Source organism: Pseudomonas flexibilis, from assembly GCF_000806415.1.
Taxonomy (GTDB): Bacteria; Pseudomonadota; Gammaproteobacteria; order Pseudomonadales; family Pseudomonadaceae; genus Serpens; species Serpens flexibilis.
The window spans coordinates 357,312-375,876 of the sequence record NZ_JTAK01000005.1; the positions used below are offsets into that span (position 1 = coordinate 357,312).

General features: G+C 63.2%; 17 protein-coding genes. 1 reads left to right on the top strand and 16 read right to left on the bottom strand.

Going from position 1 to position 18,565, the window contains the following annotated elements:
- The 11 genes from PT85_RS13805 to PT85_RS13855 all read right to left on the bottom strand — a co-directional run bounded on the left by PT85_RS13805 (position 1) and on the right by PT85_RS13855 (position 8,385).
- Positions 1–2,850, bottom strand: a complete 2,850-nt coding sequence (locus PT85_RS13805) for a conjugative transfer ATPase (RefSeq protein ID WP_039606967.1) — start codon at positions 2,848–2,850, stop codon at positions 1–3.
- Positions 2,850–3,260 carry a TIGR03751 family conjugal transfer lipoprotein gene (locus tag PT85_RS13810; protein ID WP_039606968.1) on the bottom strand — a complete coding sequence of 137 codons (411 nt, stop codon included), beginning with the start codon at positions 3,258–3,260 and terminating at the stop codon, positions 2,850–2,852. Before PT85_RS13810 ends, PT85_RS13805 begins: the two co-directional genes overlap by 1 nt.
- Positions 3,241–4,641 (bottom strand): TIGR03752 family integrating conjugative element protein, encoded by a 1,401-nt coding sequence (locus PT85_RS13815; protein ID WP_039606969.1) that lies wholly within the window; start codon positions 4,639–4,641, stop codon positions 3,241–3,243. The genes PT85_RS13810 and PT85_RS13815 overlap by 20 nt, the downstream gene beginning before the upstream one ends.
- Positions 4,642–4,846: 205 nt before the next feature.
- Positions 4,847–5,188: a type II toxin-antitoxin system HicB family antitoxin gene (locus PT85_RS13820; RefSeq protein WP_027589671.1), complete on the bottom strand. Its 342-nt coding sequence runs from the start codon at positions 5,186–5,188 to the stop codon at positions 4,847–4,849.
- Positions 5,185–5,436 (bottom strand): type II toxin-antitoxin system HicA family toxin, encoded by a 252-nt coding sequence (locus PT85_RS13825; RefSeq protein WP_039606970.1) that lies wholly within the window; start codon positions 5,434–5,436, stop codon positions 5,185–5,187. The genes PT85_RS13820 and PT85_RS13825 overlap by 4 nt, the downstream gene beginning before the upstream one ends.
- Before the next feature lie 117 nt (positions 5,437–5,553).
- A complete protein-coding gene (locus tag PT85_RS13830; RefSeq protein ID WP_052237685.1) occupies positions 5,554–6,357 on the bottom strand; it encodes a TIGR03749 family integrating conjugative element protein in 804 nt (267 codons plus the stop codon).
- The gene (locus PT85_RS13835) at positions 6,354–7,013 is read right to left on the bottom strand and encodes a PFL_4703 family integrating conjugative element protein (protein ID WP_039606971.1); all 660 of its coding nucleotides are present in this window, start codon (positions 7,011–7,013) and stop codon (positions 6,354–6,356) included. Before PT85_RS13835 ends, PT85_RS13830 begins: the two co-directional genes overlap by 4 nt.
- The gene (locus tag PT85_RS13840; protein ID WP_039606972.1) at positions 7,010–7,405 is read right to left on the bottom strand and encodes a TIGR03750 family conjugal transfer protein; all 396 of its coding nucleotides are present in this window, start codon (positions 7,403–7,405) and stop codon (positions 7,010–7,012) included. The genes PT85_RS13835 and PT85_RS13840 overlap by 4 nt, the downstream gene beginning before the upstream one ends.
- A gap of 13 nt (positions 7,406–7,418) precedes the next feature.
- Positions 7,419–7,769, bottom strand: coding sequence for a TIGR03745 family integrating conjugative element membrane protein (locus tag PT85_RS13845; protein ID WP_039606973.1), 351 nt, complete (start codon positions 7,767–7,769; stop codon positions 7,419–7,421).
- A gap of 23 nt (positions 7,770–7,792) precedes the next feature.
- The gene (locus PT85_RS13850) at positions 7,793–8,026 is read right to left on the bottom strand and encodes a TIGR03758 family integrating conjugative element protein (RefSeq protein ID WP_039606974.1); all 234 of its coding nucleotides are present in this window, start codon (positions 8,024–8,026) and stop codon (positions 7,793–7,795) included.
- Positions 8,023–8,385 carry an integrative conjugative element protein, RAQPRD family gene (locus tag PT85_RS13855; RefSeq protein WP_039606975.1) on the bottom strand — a complete coding sequence of 121 codons (363 nt, stop codon included), beginning with the start codon at positions 8,383–8,385 and terminating at the stop codon, positions 8,023–8,025. The genes PT85_RS13850 and PT85_RS13855 overlap by 4 nt, the downstream gene beginning before the upstream one ends.
- A gap of 163 nt (positions 8,386–8,548) precedes the next feature.
- Here PT85_RS13855 and PT85_RS13860 point away from each other — a divergent pair, with 163 nt between their 5' ends.
- Positions 8,549–8,851, top strand: coding sequence for a hypothetical protein (locus PT85_RS13860; RefSeq protein ID WP_039607052.1), 303 nt, complete (start codon positions 8,549–8,551; stop codon positions 8,849–8,851).
- Positions 8,852–8,859: 8 nt separating this feature from the next.
- Here the strand turns inward: PT85_RS13860 and PT85_RS13865 are convergent, their stop codons facing one another.
- From PT85_RS13865 to PT85_RS13885, 5 genes are all read right to left on the bottom strand, one after another.
- On the bottom strand, positions 8,860–9,582 hold the full coding sequence (locus PT85_RS13865; protein ID WP_039606976.1) for a hypothetical protein: 723 nt from the start codon (positions 9,580–9,582) through the stop codon (positions 8,860–8,862).
- Positions 9,579–11,594, bottom strand: coding sequence for a BREX-3 system phosphatase PglZ (gene pglZ / locus PT85_RS13870; protein WP_039606977.1), 2,016 nt, complete (start codon positions 11,592–11,594; stop codon positions 9,579–9,581). The genes PT85_RS13865 and pglZ overlap by 4 nt, the downstream gene beginning before the upstream one ends.
- Positions 11,591–14,353: a DEAD/DEAH box helicase gene (locus PT85_RS13875; protein ID WP_234702708.1), complete on the bottom strand. Its 2,763-nt coding sequence runs from the start codon at positions 14,351–14,353 to the stop codon at positions 11,591–11,593. The genes pglZ and PT85_RS13875 overlap by 4 nt, the downstream gene beginning before the upstream one ends.
- Before the next feature lie 68 nt (positions 14,354–14,421).
- Entirely contained in the window at positions 14,422–17,199 is a 2,778-nt protein-coding gene (locus tag PT85_RS13880; RefSeq protein WP_039606979.1) for a DNA methyltransferase, read from the bottom strand.
- Between the two features lie 12 nt (positions 17,200–17,211).
- Positions 17,212–18,561 (bottom strand): hypothetical protein, encoded by a 1,350-nt coding sequence (locus PT85_RS13885; RefSeq protein ID WP_139182022.1) that lies wholly within the window; start codon positions 18,559–18,561, stop codon positions 17,212–17,214.
- Between the last annotated feature and the right edge of the window lie 4 nt (positions 18,562–18,565).

Consider the following 18,565-nt stretch of genomic DNA (forward strand, 5'->3'; position numbering starts at 1 on the left):
TCACTCATACGCAAGGCACCCAAACGCTCCAGCCAACGGCTCAATCCCCCGCTCCCGATCAATCCGCTCGGCCACCCGGAACGCCGCCTCCAGCTCGCTGATGCCGTGTTCCCGCATCAGCCGGTAGCGTTCGGCCTTCTCTTCCGGTTCGGTCTGGGCCAGCGCCAAGTACAGGCTGGGCGGTACGGCGCGGAACAGCAGTTCCAGCGACTTGCCGAGAATCACGCCCTCGCTGAACTTGCCGGCTTCCTTGCGCGCCGAGAGCATCAGCGCCTTCTGCGCCGGCGAGAGCTCGCGAAAGCGGGCGATCTTCTCCACTTCGGCCGGCGGCATCGACAGGCAGATCCACCATTCGATCATGTTGAGCATCGGCTCGGCCGCCTGCGGCAGGTCGTCGATGTTCTGGGTCGCCAGCCAGTACCAGGCGCCGAGCTTGCGCCACATCTTGGTGATCTTCACCACGTAGGGGGCCAGCAGCGGGTTCTTGGTGATGATGTGCCCTTCGTCCGTGACGTTGATGATCGGCCGGCCGAGAAACTGGTCGCGCTCGGCGATGTTGTTGACCGTATTGATCAGCGAGCTGTAGGCGATCGAGAGCTGCGCGTTGTAGCCCTCGCGGGCGAAGGTCGCCAGGTCGACGATGGTGATGTCGGCCTCCGGCCAGGGCGTGCCGTCACGGTCGAACAGTTCGCCGTCGGCGCCCTGGCAGAGCATGTCCATGGCGTCGGCCATTTCCAGCAGACGGGTGCGCCGCACTTCGGCCAGCGCCGTGTCCAGGGCCCGCTCGCGCAGCGCGTCACGCACATCGCGGGTCAGCACCGTGCGCTGCTCCGTGCGGCAACGGCGCGCCGCGGCCAGAACGCACTGGCGGATCAGGCTGCGGTCGGCGCGTGTCATGCGCGCCTCCTCCTTGTCCTCGCCGCCGGTGATCATCAGCCGCGCGGTGATTTCCAGCTCGCCCAGCACATCGCGCTGCTCGTCGCCGGCAACCGCTGCCTCGTCGTCATCCAGGGCATCGGCGTCCAGCGTACTGACCTGCGCCGGCGTGTCCACCAGACGCCGGGCATCGGCGAATGGCGCCAGGCTAACGCCGGTGCCGGGGGCCAGGGTCACACGATGCACACTGAGTCCGAGGCGCGCGGCGAACTCGCCGAACAGGCCGAAGCTGTTGCCGGCCTCGACGATGAACAGCCGCGGCCGGTAGATGGCCGTGACCTGGGTGAGGATGTTGTTGAGGGTCGCCGACTTGCCCGAGCCGGTCGGACCGAACAGGAACAGGTGGGCGTTCATCTGCCGGTCGAGCCGATTCAGCGGATCGAAGGTGACGGTGCCGCCGCCCCGGTTGAAGAAGGTGATGCCCGGGTGCCCGGTGCCCTGGCTACGCCCCCACACCGGCGCCAGATTGGCTGCGTGCTGGGCGAACAGCAGTTGCGTGTACCACTGGCGCTTGTCGGCGGCCGGGTCGAACACACAGGGCAACCAACGCAGGTAGCTGTTCAGCGGCGCCACCTCGTCGTCTTCGCGCACCGGTTGCAGGCCGGCGTTGAGCATCACGTTGGCCAGTTGCAGACCCCGAGCATCCAGCTCGGCCACATCGCGGCCGCACAGGTAGAAGGCCAGCGTGCCCCGGTACAGCTTGTGGGCGCCGCCGATCAGGCCGCGTGCCGTCTGCACGTCCTGACGGGCCTGCTCCGAGGCTAGCGTGTCGCCCACCGCCTTGCGCGCCAGATGGTTGAGGCGCGCCTCCAGCACATCCTGCGGCGTGACCACCAGGGTCAGGCACAGCACCGTGTCCTCGGGCAACTGATCGAACAGGGCACTGACGGCATCGCCACCCTTGCGGGTCTCACCGGTGAGATGACCGGGCGTCGGCGGCACGCGCAGACGATCCATCACCACCACGCGGTGCGGCATCCCGTCGAAGAACCACAGCCCCTGCGCGGCGTCGGATCGCGGCTGGGTGAAAAACAGACGTTGGGCGAAGTCGGTGCCGCTGGCCAGCTCCACCTCCCCCGCTTCCTGCTCCTCTGGATAGCGGGTCAGCGCATAGAAGCGTTCGCGCGCCTCGGCATCATTGCCCAGCGCAGTCGGATTGGGATTGAACCAGCGCAGCAGCCAGTCGTGGATGTCCGCCGCGCCCAGCCGCCGGGCCTTCACCCCGGCATTGGCCAGGCCGCCCAGCAGGCGTTCGCAGAGGGTGGCCAGCGCCTGCTCGGGCGACGGCCCGCGGCGAGTCCCGGTTTCCGGGGCGCGCCGGTAGACCACCATGCGCACGCGCCGGGTCTGGCCGCGCCACGGCAGGCGCATCACCGTGGTGTCCTCGAACAAGCCGCCAGGCTTGGCGATGGCGTCCAGGTGGTGGGCGAAGAAGCGCAGGTAGAACTCGCTGAAGGCGCTGCCCCGGGCGCGCGGCTGCTGGTAGGCCTGCAGGGTCTGCAGGTAGTCGGACCAGTCCGTTTCATCCTGGGCGTAGAACTGCAGCACCCAGGGGTTCTCGTCGAGCTCGTCGAAGGCATCCTGCAGAGCATTCTCCAGCGCATCGCGCGCCTGCCACAGCCACGCCAGCTCGCGGCCCTCGGTGCCGATCGGGTGCAGCTCGAAGAACGCCGCCACCGACTGGCCGTCTTCGAGCAGCAGGCTTTGGGACTCGGACAGGTACTCGGCCCACGGCAGCCGGTCCACGAAGGACGGGCCCACCGCGTACAGCGCCTCATGCTCGGCCTGGGTGGCTGGGCGTCGTCCCGTCACGCCCGGCGCGCCGATGCCAGCACTGGACAGCGCCGCGACGTGTCGGCTCCAGGCATCCGGCGACTCGTCGCTCACCTGCGGTTCCACCGCGCGCCAGCGCATCAGAGATCCTCCAGCCGTTCGCCCGGCAGCGCGTACTGCACCCGCTGGTAGAACGGGAACACCGTGCTGTAGCCAGGGACTGGTACCGGCTCGCTGCCGGCCAAGTGCGGAAAGACGTACATCACCAGGTCGGGATTCGGCAGGCGCGGGAACTGGCTGCGGATCTCGCTGGCGGCGCTGCGGGTGTACGTCGCATTGGGCGCCGCAAGCTCGTGCTCCTCCAGCGGTCGGCGCAGCGTCAGGCGAGCTTCCAGCAAGGCCCCCTGCCCCGCGCCGCCGGTCTGTTGCCGCCAGATGTCCAGCATGTTCGACTCGTCGCGCGCCAGGAGTTGCTGGGTGTCGGTGGCGCAGCCGCCGAGCAGGCTCAGCGCGAGCAGCCACAGGCCGGGATCAGTCCAGTTCCGCCGCATGGGTGGCCTCCTGCCGATGGGTAACCCGGCGACCCCGGGCGTCGTAATCGATGGCCAGCGCCTGCTCCAGGTGCACGGCGACCCGGGCGCCGGGCTGCACGTACACCGCGGCAAAGGCCTGGCCGTAGAGTTTGTTGACCCAGTCGGCCATGTCGCGCACGCCGCCGGCGAGGATGCGCTCCATCACCTGGCTACCGCCGATGCCGACCGTGCCCAGCGCGCCGTTGCCGCTAGCCACCACCGCCACGCTGTCCTTACCGGACGAGATCAGCGAGGCAGCCCCGGCGCCTGCCGCGGTCATCAGCGCTTGGGTGCCCAGATACTGCTGGGCGTTGCTGCGCCGCTCGCCGCTCACACAGGGAATGCCCTGGGGATCGCTGATCCAGCCCAGGCCGTCCTGCATCCCGCTGCCGCCACGCGCCTGTCTGCCCTCCTCCGGCAAGGTGCGCACCGTACCGTCCTGGAACACGAAGGTGATGGAGCGGATCTGCCCGCGCACGCAGGACAGCGTCCAGTCGCCCGAGGCGGTGCCGCTGACCACCGCGCCGGCCACGTCGGGCAGTTCGATGCCGTTGGCGGTCAGGTTGTCGGCGCCGATCAGCACCTTGAAGGGATAGGGATCGTTGACCGTGCCGTCGATGGGCACCCGGCCAATCAGCGCGGTCATGGCCACCGAGCCCATCAGCGTGGCGTTGGCCGGCAGCGTGTAGACGGCTCGGGTGGATCCGCTCAGGGCTTGCCGTACTTGCCCGCTCGCCTCTCCTACCGCCTCGGCCAACGCGGGGCGTTCCGGCCTGGCAAGGCCAAAGCCAACGGGCTTCGGCTGGCCAGCAGATTGGGATTCGACGCGCAGCTCTTCCGGCTCAATCCAGCGCAACCCCACTGCTTCTCCTGCCAGATCGCCGGGCTCCAGGCCCAAGCCGATCGGCAGCTCAGGCGCACCCCGGGCCGCCAGTGCATCCAGGCGCATCTGCAGTTCCTGCAGCAGGCTCTGGGTCACCTGCCGTTCGCCGGCCAGTTCGTCGCGCGACTGTTCCAGCCGCTTGCGTTCCGCCTGCAGCGCCTGCTCGATGCGCTGGTCAATCGCCCCCTCGCGGGCGCGCAGCCGTTCGTTCTCGGCCTTGTGCTGGCGGTTGTCGCCCAGCGCGCGCTGCAGCTCGCCGCGCAGCTGCTTTACCTGCGCCACCAGGGTGGCCACGGTGTCCTGCGGCGTGTCGCCGGCAATGCCCAGCGCCTGCACCTCGTCAGGGGTAAGCCGCGCCGCCTCACCCGCCAGCGGGGGCGGCTGGGATTCACCATCGGCGGACAGCCGCACGCCGACCCACACCAGGAGCAGCGCCACGGGCACCAGCAGCCACTTCAGCAGTGGGTTACTGCCCATCGGCCAGCGCTCCGCGAGCGACAGGTATCGAGGTGAAGCCAAACAGAGCGGTGTGCATCACGCCATTCCTTGGGGTCAGGGAACGGCATGATGCGCGGGCGTGGATCGTTATGCGGGAGGCAATGGGGAGCTGGAGGGTACCGGATTCGTTGCGTGTCACGGGAAACCGCCACGACTAAGCGGCGGCGAGGCAATTGGCGCAGTGCTATGGGTGATGCGCCAGATACTCGGCCAGCGCGCGGCGGGTCAGGTCGTTCAGCGTAATGCTCTGCCGGTTTGCCGCAACGCTGGCGGCCAGATGCAGGTCGTGCCCGATGCGAACGTTGAACGAGCCCTTGCAAGGTACCTCGGGCTCCTGCCCCAGGCTCGCGCAGGTGTCCAGATAATCATCCACCGCCTGCTCAAACGCCTCCTTCAGCTCGGCGACGGTTTCGCCTTCGTAGCTGACCAGCGCCCGGATGAACTGGAGCCTGCCAAACAGGCAGTTGTCCTCCGGACTGGCTTCGATCGAGCCGTAATAACCCCGGTGCTTCAACAGATTGCTCATCCAATCAATCCTCCCGCCTTCAGGTGCTCGACCACCTGGCGTTTCACATAAGCCTTCGGCTCGTTACCCGGGTGCGGCCTGTGCAGGTTGATCATCGCGCGCGGATCACCATTGTCGAATTTGACACGACTCCCCGCTCCCTCGATCTGCCGATACCCCAGGCTGCACAGCAAAGACACCAGCTCAGGCCAGGTGAATCCGGCCTGTTTGCTAAGCAGTTTCGCCAGCAACTTTGCATGCTTGGTCATGCACCCTCCGAGCTGCAACTAATGCTAGTTGCAATCACGCTAACGATCAATCGACCTGGTTCTGCCGGATCAACAAGATGGGGGGGAACTATGGCTGGGCGTGCTCGACGCAGCCATTCACTGGGCCGGCACGACGGGCGCCGGCAGCAACGCACCGGCCAGACCCTGCCCGCGCGTCACCAGGTAGACCACGGTGGTATCCGTCGCCTCGCCCGCCGGGCCGAGGGTGGCGTGCTGAAAGGTGGCCGCCACGAACGCGCCCTGCAGTGTGCGGGGATCCAGTTCCAGCCAGCGCGCGGACTGGTTGCTGAGGCGTACCGCGCTGACCCAGTGGTCGCCCAGACGCCAGGCCGCCAGGGCCCGCGCCTGAATCGGCAGCGTCGGCAACAGGGTCTGCAGCGGCAGATCCTCGCGCAGACCGACCCGGGCGACGCCCGGCAGCGGCTCGACGGTACGCAGCGGCGCATACAGCATCTGTGCCGCGTACCGCGTCAGCACCACCGGCAACGGCGTCGGCCGCGGCGGAGACGGCTCCATCTCGCCCACCGTAGCCGCTTCCGCACTGACAATGCGCAGCGGCTCCAGGGGCGCCGCGCCGGCAGCCGCGGCACTGGCCACCACATCCAGCAACAGCAGCTCGCCTGTCTCCACATCCTGCACCTGCAGCCGCGTCGGCCCCAGCGCCTCGCTGGCCCGCAGGTAGAGCGCGCCGCCCGCACTCTGCACGCGCAGCCGTTCGCCCACCGCGGCGGGCACGCCGACCCGCACGCGGCGATCGACAAACACCACCCGCTCCTGCCCGACCTGCAGCGACACGCTCAGCGGCAAGCGCTCCCAACGCAGAATCTCCACGGCCTGGCTCAGCGGCGCCAGGCCCAGGGCCGCCACCAGCACGGCACCGCGAATGACTGCCCACCTCATGGCTTCCCTCCCTGCCCAGGCTCGGCGACCGGCGGCTCGATGCGTTGCGGCGCGCTGGCGTAGCAGTCCAGCGCCAGGCCGAACGGATTGCGCTGCGGGTCGATGTCCAGGCGGATGACCTTGAGCGGATAGCGCACCAGGGCGCGCTTCACCTGCTCGGCGCCGTAGTACTCATCGGCGCTGACATCCAGGGTCACCACCCAGTCGCGGGCCGACAGTGCCCGCACCCGCGCGGCGGGGTTGTCGCCATAGCCACGCCCGGGAATCTCATAGATGCCGCGCACGCGCTGACGCAGCTCGCCGCTGCTGCGGCGGTGCTCGTAGTCCTGACGCAGAAACGCCTGGCAGGCTGGCGTGAAGTAGGCGGACAGAGCCTGCAGGTTGCGCAGATAGTCCTCCTCGCCATTGCTCGGCCAGCGCTGCAGCTGCTGCCAGACGTAGAAGGTGAAGGCATACACGCTCTCCGGCGGCACGTCCCACCACTTGCGCGTGCTGCCCGAACGCAGGTCCGGCGGCACATGGACGGTCAACTGACTGGGCGCGCTCCACCAGCCGAAGCCCAGCAGCAGCGCCAACAGGAACAGCGCGCCGAGCGCCAGGCGCAGGGTGCGCACATGTGCCTGCAGATGGCAGACCTCGTTGCGAAAGCGGCTCATCGCGGCCCCCGGCCGGCGCTGCGGCGCGTCGTCCAGTAGCCCGAGCGGGTGATCAGCCCCTGCCCGCCCAGCCAGTCCGCCACCAGCGGATACCGTACCGCCAGGCGCCACTGAAGCTGCCGGTACAACCAGGTGTCCGGCCGGCCACGCTTGTGCCGGCGCAACAACCCGCCGCCGACGAGCCCCCCCAGCGCGATGCAGCCCACCAGCAGTGTGGGCAGCACCGCGACGCTGCCCAGCAGCCAGGCCAGCGGCAGGCCGATAAGCAGTCCGCCAGATGCCGACAGCGCCACGCAGATCCACAGCTCGTCGGCGGTCAGCCCGCGCACCACCACCGGCTGGTGATTCAGCCGGTGCGGCAGGAAGGTCACCTGACGCTCGTCAGTGGCCATGTCGGCGTCGATCCTAGAGCACGCCGGTGGCGTTGGTGAGCAGCCAGATTCCCACCACCAGCAGGATCGCGCCTACCGCCACCGTCAGGCCGAACTGGCCCCAGGTGGCGCGCCCGGTGTGGATCTCCGAATAGCGCGTGTAGGCGTGGTAACACACGCCCACGAACATCGAGGCCACCACCAGCAGCGCCACCAGCAGCACGATGTCGTAGCCGTAGTTCTGCAGCGTCTGCATGATGCCGCTGCCCTGCCCGCGCGACGGGTCCTCCATGGTCGGCAGGCCTTGCGCCAGGGCCGGCAACGGCAGCGCCGCCAAGGCCAGGAGGTTGAGGGTAAAACGAGGGAAACGCGGTTCGGTCTTCATGGCGGTCGGGCCTTTGCGGGTGGTCAGGACAGAAGGAAGAAGGTCAGCACCAGGTACAGCGCGACGAAGCGCACCACGACCCCGAGGAACTGGCGCAGCGACAGGCGCTGCTCGGCCCAGCCGACGTAGGCGGTGCGCATCGCCCATACGCCCCACACCAGCAGCACGGCGAACACCAGACCGAGCAGCAGGGTCGCCACGATCGCCGGCGCAACGCCGCCATTGGCCTGGAAGGCGCTCACCTGGGCAGCGGTCACGGCGCCGCCTGCGCATCAGCGGTCCGTGTAGACAGCAGGTAATCGCCGGCCAACGGCTCCGGCTCGCGCGGCTGAGCGCGCGGCGGAGACAGGTATGCCTGAATGCCGGCACGAACGCGCTGCAGATCCTCGCGCAGGCGGGCGTGGTCGAAGTGGTAGCGCTCGGAGGGGTTTGGCTGGTGGATCGAGGCGGCGGTGACGAGGAAGCGGTCCAGCAGATCAAGCTGGCGCAGGGCGATGGCCAAATCCTGCCGATGAAGATCTGGGTCGCTGGCGGAGGCGTTAGAGGCCCAAAGCCACAGTGCCGCCAGCAGCAAGGCCGCGGGGCACTGGGTGAGCTTGAGGGGAAGAATGCACATCACGCCAATCCATGAGCTTGAGGATGGTGTGATGGTGGTAATAAGAAACCGGCTCGGGGAGCAGGAAATGGGTTTCGACTGCTACCGGTTTAGCCGCCGTCCGATTGGGGACATTCAGAACAGTGCTTTGGTAATCTCCCCGGTCCATCAGCCAGGCAAGACTATGAAACTGCTTAATACCTATGAAGACCGCGACGAAGCCGAAGAGGCTGCCGCGAAGCTGACCGGCGATAAGCGCCTGGCCAGCGAGCGAGACGCCACCGTGGTCATTTACAACCTGTTCGGGATCCCCAGCTGGGGCAATTTCCACCGTCTGGGCATGTACAACCTAGGCGAACTGAAGAGCTTGTTGGAGCACCGAGCAACTTGGCAGCCGACCGACCATGCTCGACATAGCGAGATCATCACCACACTTAAGACTGTGGCGAAGAACTATGGGATCGAGGTGCCTGGGCACTGGCTGTAAGCTCCTGATTAGATGTTCTCTCGTAAAGCAACGTACTGGCTACTCGGCCCTTCCGATCGCAAGATTAGATTCGCACTGCTCGACACCACATAAGCCAGAGGTCGCATCAGAGTAAACGGGAACAAAACGGGTAGGGCCTGAAGGCTAGGCACTGAAACGGGCTTGCCGGCATAGCGCACAGCTGCTTCGATCAACCAAGTCGTGAGCTCGTCGCTGACGATCGGTGTTGATGCCAGCCGGATAACACGCTTGCCTTTCTCGACCCGCTCCACTGCGCCCCAGCTTGCCTGGCTCTGGATGACCATGTTGGTCATGCGCCGGGTGCCTTCGCGCTCCCCATAGGTTTCACTCATGCGCCGATGGACCTCGGCGGACGCGCAGTCGCCCTGGATGGCGGAGAGGCGGCCCACCAGCTCGGCCACCTTGCCAAAGAACGGGTACGTCGCCACGGACATGCCCCAGCACAGCGCTGAGACGGGAATGTCCGGCTGCGTCTTGTGGATGGCCACGCCGCGATCCGCGTAATCGACCAGTTCGGCGCGTGGCTCCAGCCACAACCGATTCAGTACGGTGCGGGTTTTCTTCTTGGCTTCCACGCCAAGTTCGGCTGCATCAAGCAGTGCATTCAGATCATCTAGCCCAGCCACGCCTGCACGAACATTCAGTGCCGCAGCCGCCCATTCAAGCTGAATGAACCGATCAAAGCCTATTTTTGGGGCTGATGAATTCATTCGGTACCAATCACATAACTGACTTTCACAAAGGGCACGATCAACTCTTCGATCGACACCCCGCCGTGGACCACCACCTGTTCGCCCTCCGGCACAAAGGCGGTTCGCCCGCCTGCGAATAGGGGCATGAAGTTCGCGGGTAGCCCTGCGATCTCCAACCTGAGTGTGGTGGGATAGGCCCCAGCGGAATCAGCCAGCAACGGCTCACTCCGGTAGACCCGGACGCGCTCGCCGCGAGTCTCCGCAATAACACCCTGGCTGGGCCTGCCGACGCCGGTGGACTCCACGTTGCCGTGGTCCGCCGTGAGGTAGATGTGGTATCCCTTGTCCAAAAGCAATGAGAATAGCCGGTCGACGAAACCGGTCGTCAGCCAGTTGCCGATCCACACCGCCACGTCCTTCTTGGACCGCTCCTTGTGGAGCCGATCGTCAACCTCATCGATGACCAGGCCCACCACCTTCGGGCGTCGGTCGATCAAATCCGCTTCCAGTGCGTCGAGCTGATGGATCTGACGTAGTGCACGTCGATACATCACCTCATTCGCGTTCACGCCTTCGTTCTGCCAGAACGTCTTCCACAAGGATTCCTCCTTATCCGTCCTGTCGATGGAGTCGTCGAACTCGCGCGGTTTCAGGCCGGAGAACAGCGCCTGGCGCGACACCGATGTCACGGTCGGCAGCCATGCGAATGCGGTTCCCTCGTCGAACGCGAAGCGCTTTGTGGTGGCGATCAGGCGCTCCCGGATCTGCACCCACTGGTCGAAGGCCAGGCCGTCGAAGACCAGCAGAGCCACCTTGGTTTCCCCTGCGGACCGCCGATGCCGCAAGTAGTGCGGAACGTGGTGCACCATTACTGGCGATCGTGCAGGAGATTGGAGTATCAGGTCGGCGTAATGCTTGGCAGCGACCCACGCCTGCAGTTGCTCGTCTGACTGCGCCTGTAAAGTCTTGATCCGCTCACGGATCATCGGCAGGTGTTCGCTGCCTTCCGTGCCCGGCAGGCCGTGCGTGCGGGCCAGAATCTCGCCGTAGCGCTTGGCGAACTCGCTCCAGTCCTTGTGCGAAGAGGCTGCCGTTGGCATCGTCTCGATCAGGCCATCGATACCCTTGAGCACCAATGCCTGCAATGCTGCTGGATCCTGAACAATGCCGGCCTGAATCCAACCCGGTATCCACGCCGGAACGCTGTGCACCGCGAGCGGATGCAAGCTGCCGTCGAGGAACATAGAATCGACCAGCACCTGCACATCGGAGTGGTCGAACGGAATCTCGATCTTGGCGAGGTAGTCTGGCGGTGGCGGTTCACCCGTGCGCGTGCCATCCAGACCCAGGGTCTTCAGATAGCGGTACCACGCATCCTGCACCACGCGCAGCAGCGCGCTCTTGGATGCCAGCCATGTGGCGACGGGAATATCCGGGAACAGTCCCTTGCCCTGGAGGATGCCTGCCGCGTGCTCGGCAAACAGTATTGGCAACGAGCGGTTGGCGAAGTGCATGCGCAGCAGCTCACGCCAGAAGTCGACCGGGTTGCGAATGGATCTCGGCGTCAGTTGGTAGACGTGTTCGAGAATGAAGTCCTTGGACTCATTCTCGCCCCGCGCTGACTGCAATTCGGTCTGGTGGGCATGAAACAGCCCGGCAAAGTGCTCCGGCTCGACTTGCTGTACCGCGCTGTATGCCAGCCTGGGGAAAAGCTCCGCAAGACTGAGCCGGACCACACGTCCGTGGTGCACGATGTCCCAAGGCAACTCATTCGCATCGGCGCTGCGCAGATGCAGAACCAGCGAAGGCGCCGGCCCCGGCTCACCGCGATCCCAGGCTGCGCGATAGCGTTCCTCGTATTCCGCCCGAAAGGCGAACGGGTCTTCGTACAGCATGACCTCGAAGCCCCGACTACGCAGTTTGGACAAGAGCCTTTCGTCCAGGAGCACATCGTCGGGGTCGCAGGCCACCCACAGCCGGGTGAGATCGGCCGTGAAGTGGCTGAGAATGCGTTCTGACCACTGGCTCATCCCACCTGTCCTCCGGGCATCACATCGCCGGAGACGCGCACCATCATCACGGCATTCAAATCCGGCACGCTGGCCTCCATGTCGTCCAGCGCCGCCATGCGTGCATCGTGTTCCTGTTGCAGCCGCTTGCGCCGGTGCTCACGCACAGCGGGCAGCCCGATTCGTCCAATGGCCTGGCCTCGGGCCTCGAACGCATACACCGCACGTTCGCGTTCTTCCTTCAGCCGGGCGCGGTGTTCGGTCAGCAGTTCGGTGAAGATCCGCTCGCCCTGGGTACTGGCAGCCGCATGCGATGCCTCAAACCACCTCACCGATTCCTCGGCACCGGTCACGGCATGCACGTCCACGGTTTCGGTCAGCAGCAGATCCCATACGCGCTTGGCGGTCGGCACGAAGGGGCGACCTTCCTCGTTGATGAACACTGGCAGGAAACGCTTGCGGCTCAGGCCTTCGGCCGCCAGGCTGATTTCCCATAGCGACCAGATACCGCGAACCGAATCCGGCAAGCCAGTCACGCGGATCACCGGCAGCGGTTGGCCGGCGACAAAGCGCGGCAGCTCGCTGATCACTGCCCGGGCGCGTGGGTCTTCCATCGTGACCCATTCCAACTCCGGGTTCTCATCCGCCGTGCGGGCGTCAAAACAAGCCTGCGCCGACTCGCTGCCGTCCGCCCACTTCACTCGCCACGCCTTACCAACCTTCGTTGCAGAGCCGCCTCTCGCAGCCAACCCACTGATGATGGCGCGCTCCAGCCAGAACTGCGCCGGGTGGTCGCGCCATTTGCGGGCATCATCGGCGTCCAGATCGTGCTCTGTGGCGAGCAGATCGCTGTTCTTCTTCGACTCCCCCAAGGTGGTTCGCAGCTGCGACACCACCGCGTCGCACTCCTGTTCGATGGCATCCGGGTTCTGCAGACCGTGCACGAACAGCTCGTCGAAGATCGGGTCGGCCTCGACCGAGTCCATCACGTCGGCCGCTTTGTCGACACCAAACTCCTGCGCGATGACTTCGAGCTTTTCCTCCAACACCTGGCGCACCCGATGCTCCACCGTGTCTTCGAGCACCAAATTGATGGCGCGAACCACGTGCTTTTGCCCGATACGGTCTACCCGGCCAATGCGCTGCTCGATCCGCATCGGGTTCCACGGCATGTCGAAGTTGACGATGACGTGGCAGAACTGCAGGTTCAGGCCTTCACCACCGGCATCCGTCGAAATCAGCACGCGCACATCCTTGGAGAACACCTGTTGTGCCCGTGTGCGCGCTTCCAGGTCCATGCTGCCGTTGAGCGTCGCCACCGAGAAACCCCGGCTTTCCAGGTAATCGGCCAGCATCGCTTGCGTCGGCACGAACTCGGTAAAGATCAGCACTTTCAGCGCCGGGTCGCCCTCCTCTTGCTGTAGCTTGTAGATCAGCTCCAGCAGTGCCTCGGCCTTGGCATCGGTGCCTGCGGCCTCGGTTTCTCGCGCCAGCTCCAGCAGCATCTCGACTTCGGACTTCTCCAGCTCCCAGCCGCTGGACTGCATCGCCAGATCCACCTGGGACTGGCCGTCGAGGTCCGCCCACTCGTCGGCGCTGGTGTTCTCGAACAGGTTGGCCTGTAGTTGAGGCGCGTCGAGCAGCGCTTGGCGCTTTTCCAGTGTGGTGCGGATGGCTGCCGTGCTGGAGGTCACCAGCCGCTGCATCAGGATCATCAAGAAGCCGATGTGACGCTGCTTGGCGGCCATGGCCTGGTTGTAGCCGTGGCGCACATAGTCGGTCACCGCCTCGTAAAGGCGCTGCTGCGAGCCGTGTCGGGCCTGCCAGGCCACGGCCTGCAACCGGGTGACACGAGGCTTGAACAGCCGCTGGCCCTCTGCGTTGATCGATGCGCGCTTCTCAGTGCGAATCACGAAGGGACGCACCCGGTCGCGGCTGACGCTGCTCTCGTCCGGGAATGCTTCCCTGTCCAGCAACTGCATCAGCCGCATGAACTGGTCGGTCTTGCCCTGGTGCGGCGTGGCAGACAGCAGCAAGAGATAGGGTGAGGCTTCGGCCAGCGCGGCGCCTAGCTTGTAGCGCGCCACCTGCTCGGTGCTGCCGCCCATGCGGTGGGCTTCGTCGATGATGACCAGATCCCAGGACGCCGAGATCAGGTCCTCGAAGCGCTCGCGGTTGTAGGTGTTGAGTTGCTCCAGACTCCAGCCGCGCCGGCCTTCCAGCGGCTTCACCGAATCCAGCGAGCAGATCACCTGGTCGTGCATGCGCCACAGATTCTCTTCCTCGCCCGCTCCGCCACTGCGCCACTGCCGGAAGGCCGCCAGCTCGGACGGCTCGATGAACTGGAACTTCTCACCGAAGTGCAAGCGCATTTCCGCTTGCCACTGGCGCACCAGCCCCTTGGGCGCCACCACCAGGATGCGCTTCACCCGACCACGCAACTTCAATTCGCGCAGCACCAAGCCAGCCTCGATGGTCTTACCGAGGCCCACCTCATCGGCCAGCAGGTAGCGGATGCGGTCGCGGCTGATGGAGCGGTTCAGTGCGTAAAGCTGGTGCGGCAGCGGCACCACGCTGGATTGGATCGGCGCCAACAGCAGGTTGTCCTCCAGCGCGTCCAGCAGTTTGGCCGCCGCCGTGGTGTGCAGGATCTGCTCCACGCTCGGGCGCACGCTTTCCAACGATGCCAGATCGACGGCCCGCGCACGCACAACAGCGTCCTTGGCAGGCAGCCACACGCGATAGGCCACCTCGCCCCACACGTCCTGACGTTCGATCACGCGGCAGGGCGATGCCTGCCGAGTGAACCAACACCAGTCGCCAATGGTGAACCCGCCGCCGGCCACGTTCAGACCCCGTCTTCGGTACGGGTCAGTGCGAGGTCATAGAGAGTGAGCAGCTTCTCGTCCTCTTGCAGCGTTTCCTCTGGCAGTTTGTTGGCGATGCCGATGATGGTCTGGTAGTCCTTGGCTGCCCATGCAGCGCGGAAACCGGCACGCAGCACCTCCAGACGCGACTCCTTGATCTTGCGGCCCGTGAACGACCGATAGGCCTCGAATTCCTTGAGCAGTGCCTTCTCGCGCTTCTTCTCCAGATCCTGCGCCTTATTCGGGTCGGGCACGTACCAACGATCTTTCGCTTTGGCTACTAGCGCTGGACTGTTCTTCTCCAGCCCGCGCAGATCCTTGTGGTTGGTCGATAGGTAGCTGTGGATCTGGCTCGGCACATCTCCAGCACCTTCGTAGCGCAAGAAGTTGTCCTCAAGCAGCTGGTCCAATTCCGGAATGATCTCGCCCTTGCGCTTGGCCGACCCGATCTGCGGGATGTACTCGGGGTGAATCTCCGACCGAGTTGATGGGCGCTTGAGCAGGAAGTTGGTCAGCCAGTCGATGGCACTGCGCTCATCGGAAACAAACAACTCGGCCTGTTTCACCTGGGGTATGCGCGACCGCGCCTTCTCGTACTCGACCAGCTGGTCGGGCAAGAACACCATGCCATCCATCTCGCGGAAACGAACAGGCAACTCAGCCAGAAACTCCGGCGTCGAAATCGGCACCATCGTGCCGTGTCGGATGAACCAGGACGCCATGCGGTCGTAAATGCGACGCGGATCGCGCTCTACGATGTTCAACAGTTCCTGCGGATAGCCCGAGGTAACTTTGACAGCCGGCAATTGCTTCAAATGGGTTTGTACGAAGTCCCATGCCGAATCCACGGTCGGGCCATCACGATTGAACCGGTCCTCCAAGCCTCCATTCGGCTTGTATGCGGAGATCACCAGGTCCTGTTTGACGGCCGTAGCGGAAGTGACTTGTCGGTAGCTGCCTTGAACTTTATCGAGTGCGGTCACCTCAGCGACCACAAATCCAGCCTGCTGAAGCGCCACCTGGATGGCATTCCACACGGAAGCCTTGCTGTTGGAGAAGACGACAGTCATCCAACGACCAGGCTTCAAGACACGGTAGTACTCGGTAAAGCAACGCTGCATCAAATGCTGATACTCGGGGAGCCCCTTCTTCTTGAAGCGATCGACGATTGCCTCGGGCTGTGCATCCGTGGTCACACGATGCCAAGACTCCACCAAGAAATTCAGATCTGCGTAGTAGATATTTTCACCGAAAGGTGGGTCGGTAAAGATATAGTCGATCGATCCAGAAGCCAACGGCAAACAGGCCACGGAGCCGGTTGTGATACCTGCTCCAGCTTGGCGTGCACCGAAGGCTTGGAATGTCTTCGCGAGTCTCCCGAGCTTTCCTTCTAGGATGTACCACGGGCTGCATTCCGCGTGCTGCGATGCTACGTAATAAACCCCATTGAGGTACTGATTTACCTGTGAGAAATGCGTGGGCGCATAGCGGGCAAGGACAGACATACCCCAAATTGCTTGCTCTACGAAGAACAGCAGAAACGCGCGAATTCGCGGATCGGGATGCGCCCGAGCCTTTGCCCACAACACACCCATCGCCTGCGCAGCTCGTGGTAAGAAGAAATGATGGATGTGAGTGATGCCAACATAGTCCATCCGTGCCCGCTCATGCGTCATGTGCATTGGCGGGATTTCGATCGTCGGCACCATCGACTGGAGCGGCAACGCTTCGATGCGGTCAATGATGCTCAAATCGTCTACTGTTGGCTTCTTCTCGTATCGAGACTTACCGATTAAGTAAACGATCAATGCCGCCGCGCGCTTAGGCACCTTGATAGAGTTCCCGGCGCTAGGATCAACCTTCGTTGTGTATAGACGTTCCAGTCGGGACTTGGTCAGAGTTGTACCGCAATGCGGGCACGGAAATTCATCCTTAACGCGCTTGGAGTCTTCGTCCAACGCTTCCTCGGTGAAATTAACTTCGCCAGCACACTCTGGGCAGCTGTATACCTGACTCCAAACGGTGTATTCAATCCGGGCCTTTGTCTTGCCATCGGTATGCAGTGTTTCGTACATCCAGCCAAGTTCCTGCTCAACCTCGTTGAGCAGTCTCTTTCCTTCCTTGGCAAACGTCTCGACATCGAACGGCAGGTTGTAATTTGCCGCGATGAAGGTTGCTGCTGGCGACAGGTCGTTGAGAATGACGCGCCGAGCTCCCCACTTTGGCGCGGCTTTGCCTTGCTTTTTCCATTCGGTTTCCAGCTCATGCCGATAGGCTGAGGGCGCCGATCCGCACCACTGCGCTGCAACACCGGTCATTCCCGAACCGCCGAAACCATCAAGAACGATGTCACCAGGCTCGGTGTAGTGCAGGATGGACGGCACGATCGCAAGATGTGGAACCTTGGTGTGATACGAGTGCGCCTTGTAGAGCGGGTCGGTCTTGCCAACCGAGACGTCGATCGTCTGCGGCTCGCGGCTGTACTTCGCGCTCGGGTCGTATGGCTTGCCGTAGTGACGCACGAAGTCTTCGAGGAAGGGATTCGGGCATGCGGTGTAGTACGGCGGGTCCGACATCGCCAAGATGGCCTCGTCCGTACCCTGCGGGAAGCCTTCGATCTTGCGGAACGCCGGATCTTTCAGCTTCTCAGCCAGCAGCTTGGTGAAGTGCTCGCGCCGCGCATGTTCGCTAGGAAAAGTCTGGCCAAAGCATTCGACAGGTGTACTTTGGTTTTCTGCAGAAAATAGTGAATTAGTCACTGGGTTTATCCTTTAGGCAGCGGAAAGGCGTGCGCGAATCGCTGGGTATGAGTAATGTGCATCTTCCTTCCCGCCGTGCTGTTCGGTCATGGCGTTTACAAATATTTGCCAATCAGCCTTAGTATCATCAAGCAGCGGCTGAGTGATCCTGAACACGTCTAGCAGAATATCTGGCGTACCGGACGCATAAGAAATTTGACTGTTTCCAAGAACTGCTTCGAGGAGCCTTTTCACATCTTGCGCAGCAAAATTAGTGGCAAGTGGCAGAATTAACGCCTGGCCCAACCGCTCAGATTCGCGATAACTTGGGGAATCGGCGTATATGCGGATACCTTGATCGATGAACTCTCGCCTCGGATTATCCGCTATGAGCTCAACTTGCTCATCCTTGTTAAAAGCATAGAAGCGGGCAAGCAATGCATCAGCGACTCGTTGGACCGAGAAAGCATCAAAGACATGGTGCGCCTTAAGCTGGCTGACGTTTGCATCCTCAATCAATCGAAGCAGTCGAAGCTTAGTAGCCTCTGATAGCCAATCCCATAAACGATTCTCCGCCCCCAAGAGCACGCAAATATCCATCAACTTCTCGTCATCGATGCCATCGAAGAATGGCCCAACAAAAGGTACTGCTGTCGCATCAAAGATAGCTGGCTTGGAATTCGCTACTTCGCTTAGTGTCCATGCGACCAACCTACGCCGACTCAGGAAGTCTGCAGAGTCATCGAGAAAAAGCGATTTGATAAGCACCTTTACCAGGTTGGCAACCAGCACGTCTTTTGCCCTGCCCAGATATTTTGTTACGACGAATACCCGGATGCCATCTCGATTCGTTGGGTAGGACGGACTGAGAATATCCGTCCTGAATCGAGCCAACGCACTCTTGCCTTGTAGCGGCGCATGAATTAGTAATAGCCGAAGCGCATGAACAATGTGCGTTCTGACTAAATCTGGGACCGGCTGAAAGAAATCATCGTCGGTAACGAAGGCTGGATGAGCGCACAGATTTCGGTCATTTTGAATGCGAGACAGCGCCTCGTGCTCATGCTTTGTCAGCATTTGCATATGGGTACATGCAGACTCAAGAAGCTCTCTCTCAATAGTCTGCATCTGAGCCACAGACTGTGAGTTAATTGCAGAGTCGACTTTGACAATGAATGCAGTGGCAGCAGCGTCCCCTTGGACAGATAGCTCTCTCGCTTTGGAGAAAATGTCGTATACAACCGATATCCAAGTGGACATGATTGCAGATCGGAACGCGCCACCACGATAGGCAGTAATCGCCTCATGAATAAGCCTCTTGGACTCGGGGTCGCGCACAGAGAGTGCGAGGACATCAATGTCTGATACACCTTGGCTCTGCATCTCT

Excerpts from the sequence above, each read along its gene's own strand:
- PT85_RS13805 (WP_039606967.1), bottom strand. The coding sequence starts at position 2,850 with ATGCGCTGGCGCGCGGTGGAACCGCAGGTGAGCGACGAGTCGCCGGAT.
- PT85_RS13810 (WP_039606968.1), bottom strand. The coding sequence starts at position 3,260 with ATGCGGCGGAACTGGACTGATCCCGGCCTGTGGCTGCTCGCGCTGAGC.
- PT85_RS13815 (WP_039606969.1), bottom strand. The coding sequence starts at position 4,641 with ATGGGCAGTAACCCACTGCTGAAGTGGCTGCTGGTGCCCGTGGCGCTG.
- PT85_RS13820 (WP_027589671.1), bottom strand. The coding sequence starts at position 5,188 with ATGAGCAATCTGTTGAAGCACCGGGGTTATTACGGCTCGATCGAAGCC.
- PT85_RS13825 (WP_039606970.1), bottom strand. The coding sequence starts at position 5,436 with ATGACCAAGCATGCAAAGTTGCTGGCGAAACTGCTTAGCAAACAGGCC.
- PT85_RS13830 (WP_052237685.1), bottom strand. The coding sequence starts at position 6,357 with ATGAGGTGGGCAGTCATTCGCGGTGCCGTGCTGGTGGCGGCCCTGGGC.
- PT85_RS13835 (WP_039606971.1), bottom strand. The coding sequence starts at position 7,013 with ATGAGCCGCTTTCGCAACGAGGTCTGCCATCTGCAGGCACATGTGCGC.
- PT85_RS13840 (WP_039606972.1), bottom strand. The coding sequence starts at position 7,405 with ATGGCCACTGACGAGCGTCAGGTGACCTTCCTGCCGCACCGGCTGAAT.
- PT85_RS13845 (WP_039606973.1), bottom strand. The coding sequence starts at position 7,769 with ATGAAGACCGAACCGCGTTTCCCTCGTTTTACCCTCAACCTCCTGGCC.
- PT85_RS13855 (WP_039606975.1), bottom strand. The coding sequence starts at position 8,385 with ATGTGCATTCTTCCCCTCAAGCTCACCCAGTGCCCCGCGGCCTTGCTG.
- PT85_RS13860 (WP_039607052.1), top strand. The coding sequence starts at position 8,549 with ATGAAACTGCTTAATACCTATGAAGACCGCGACGAAGCCGAAGAGGCT.
- PT85_RS13865 (WP_039606976.1), bottom strand. The coding sequence starts at position 9,582 with ATGAATTCATCAGCCCCAAAAATAGGCTTTGATCGGTTCATTCAGCTT.
- pglZ (WP_039606977.1), bottom strand. The coding sequence starts at position 11,594 with ATGAGCCAGTGGTCAGAACGCATTCTCAGCCACTTCACGGCCGATCTC.
- PT85_RS13885 (WP_139182022.1), bottom strand. The coding sequence starts at position 18,561 with ATGCAGAGCCAAGGTGTATCAGACATTGATGTCCTCGCACTCTCTGTG.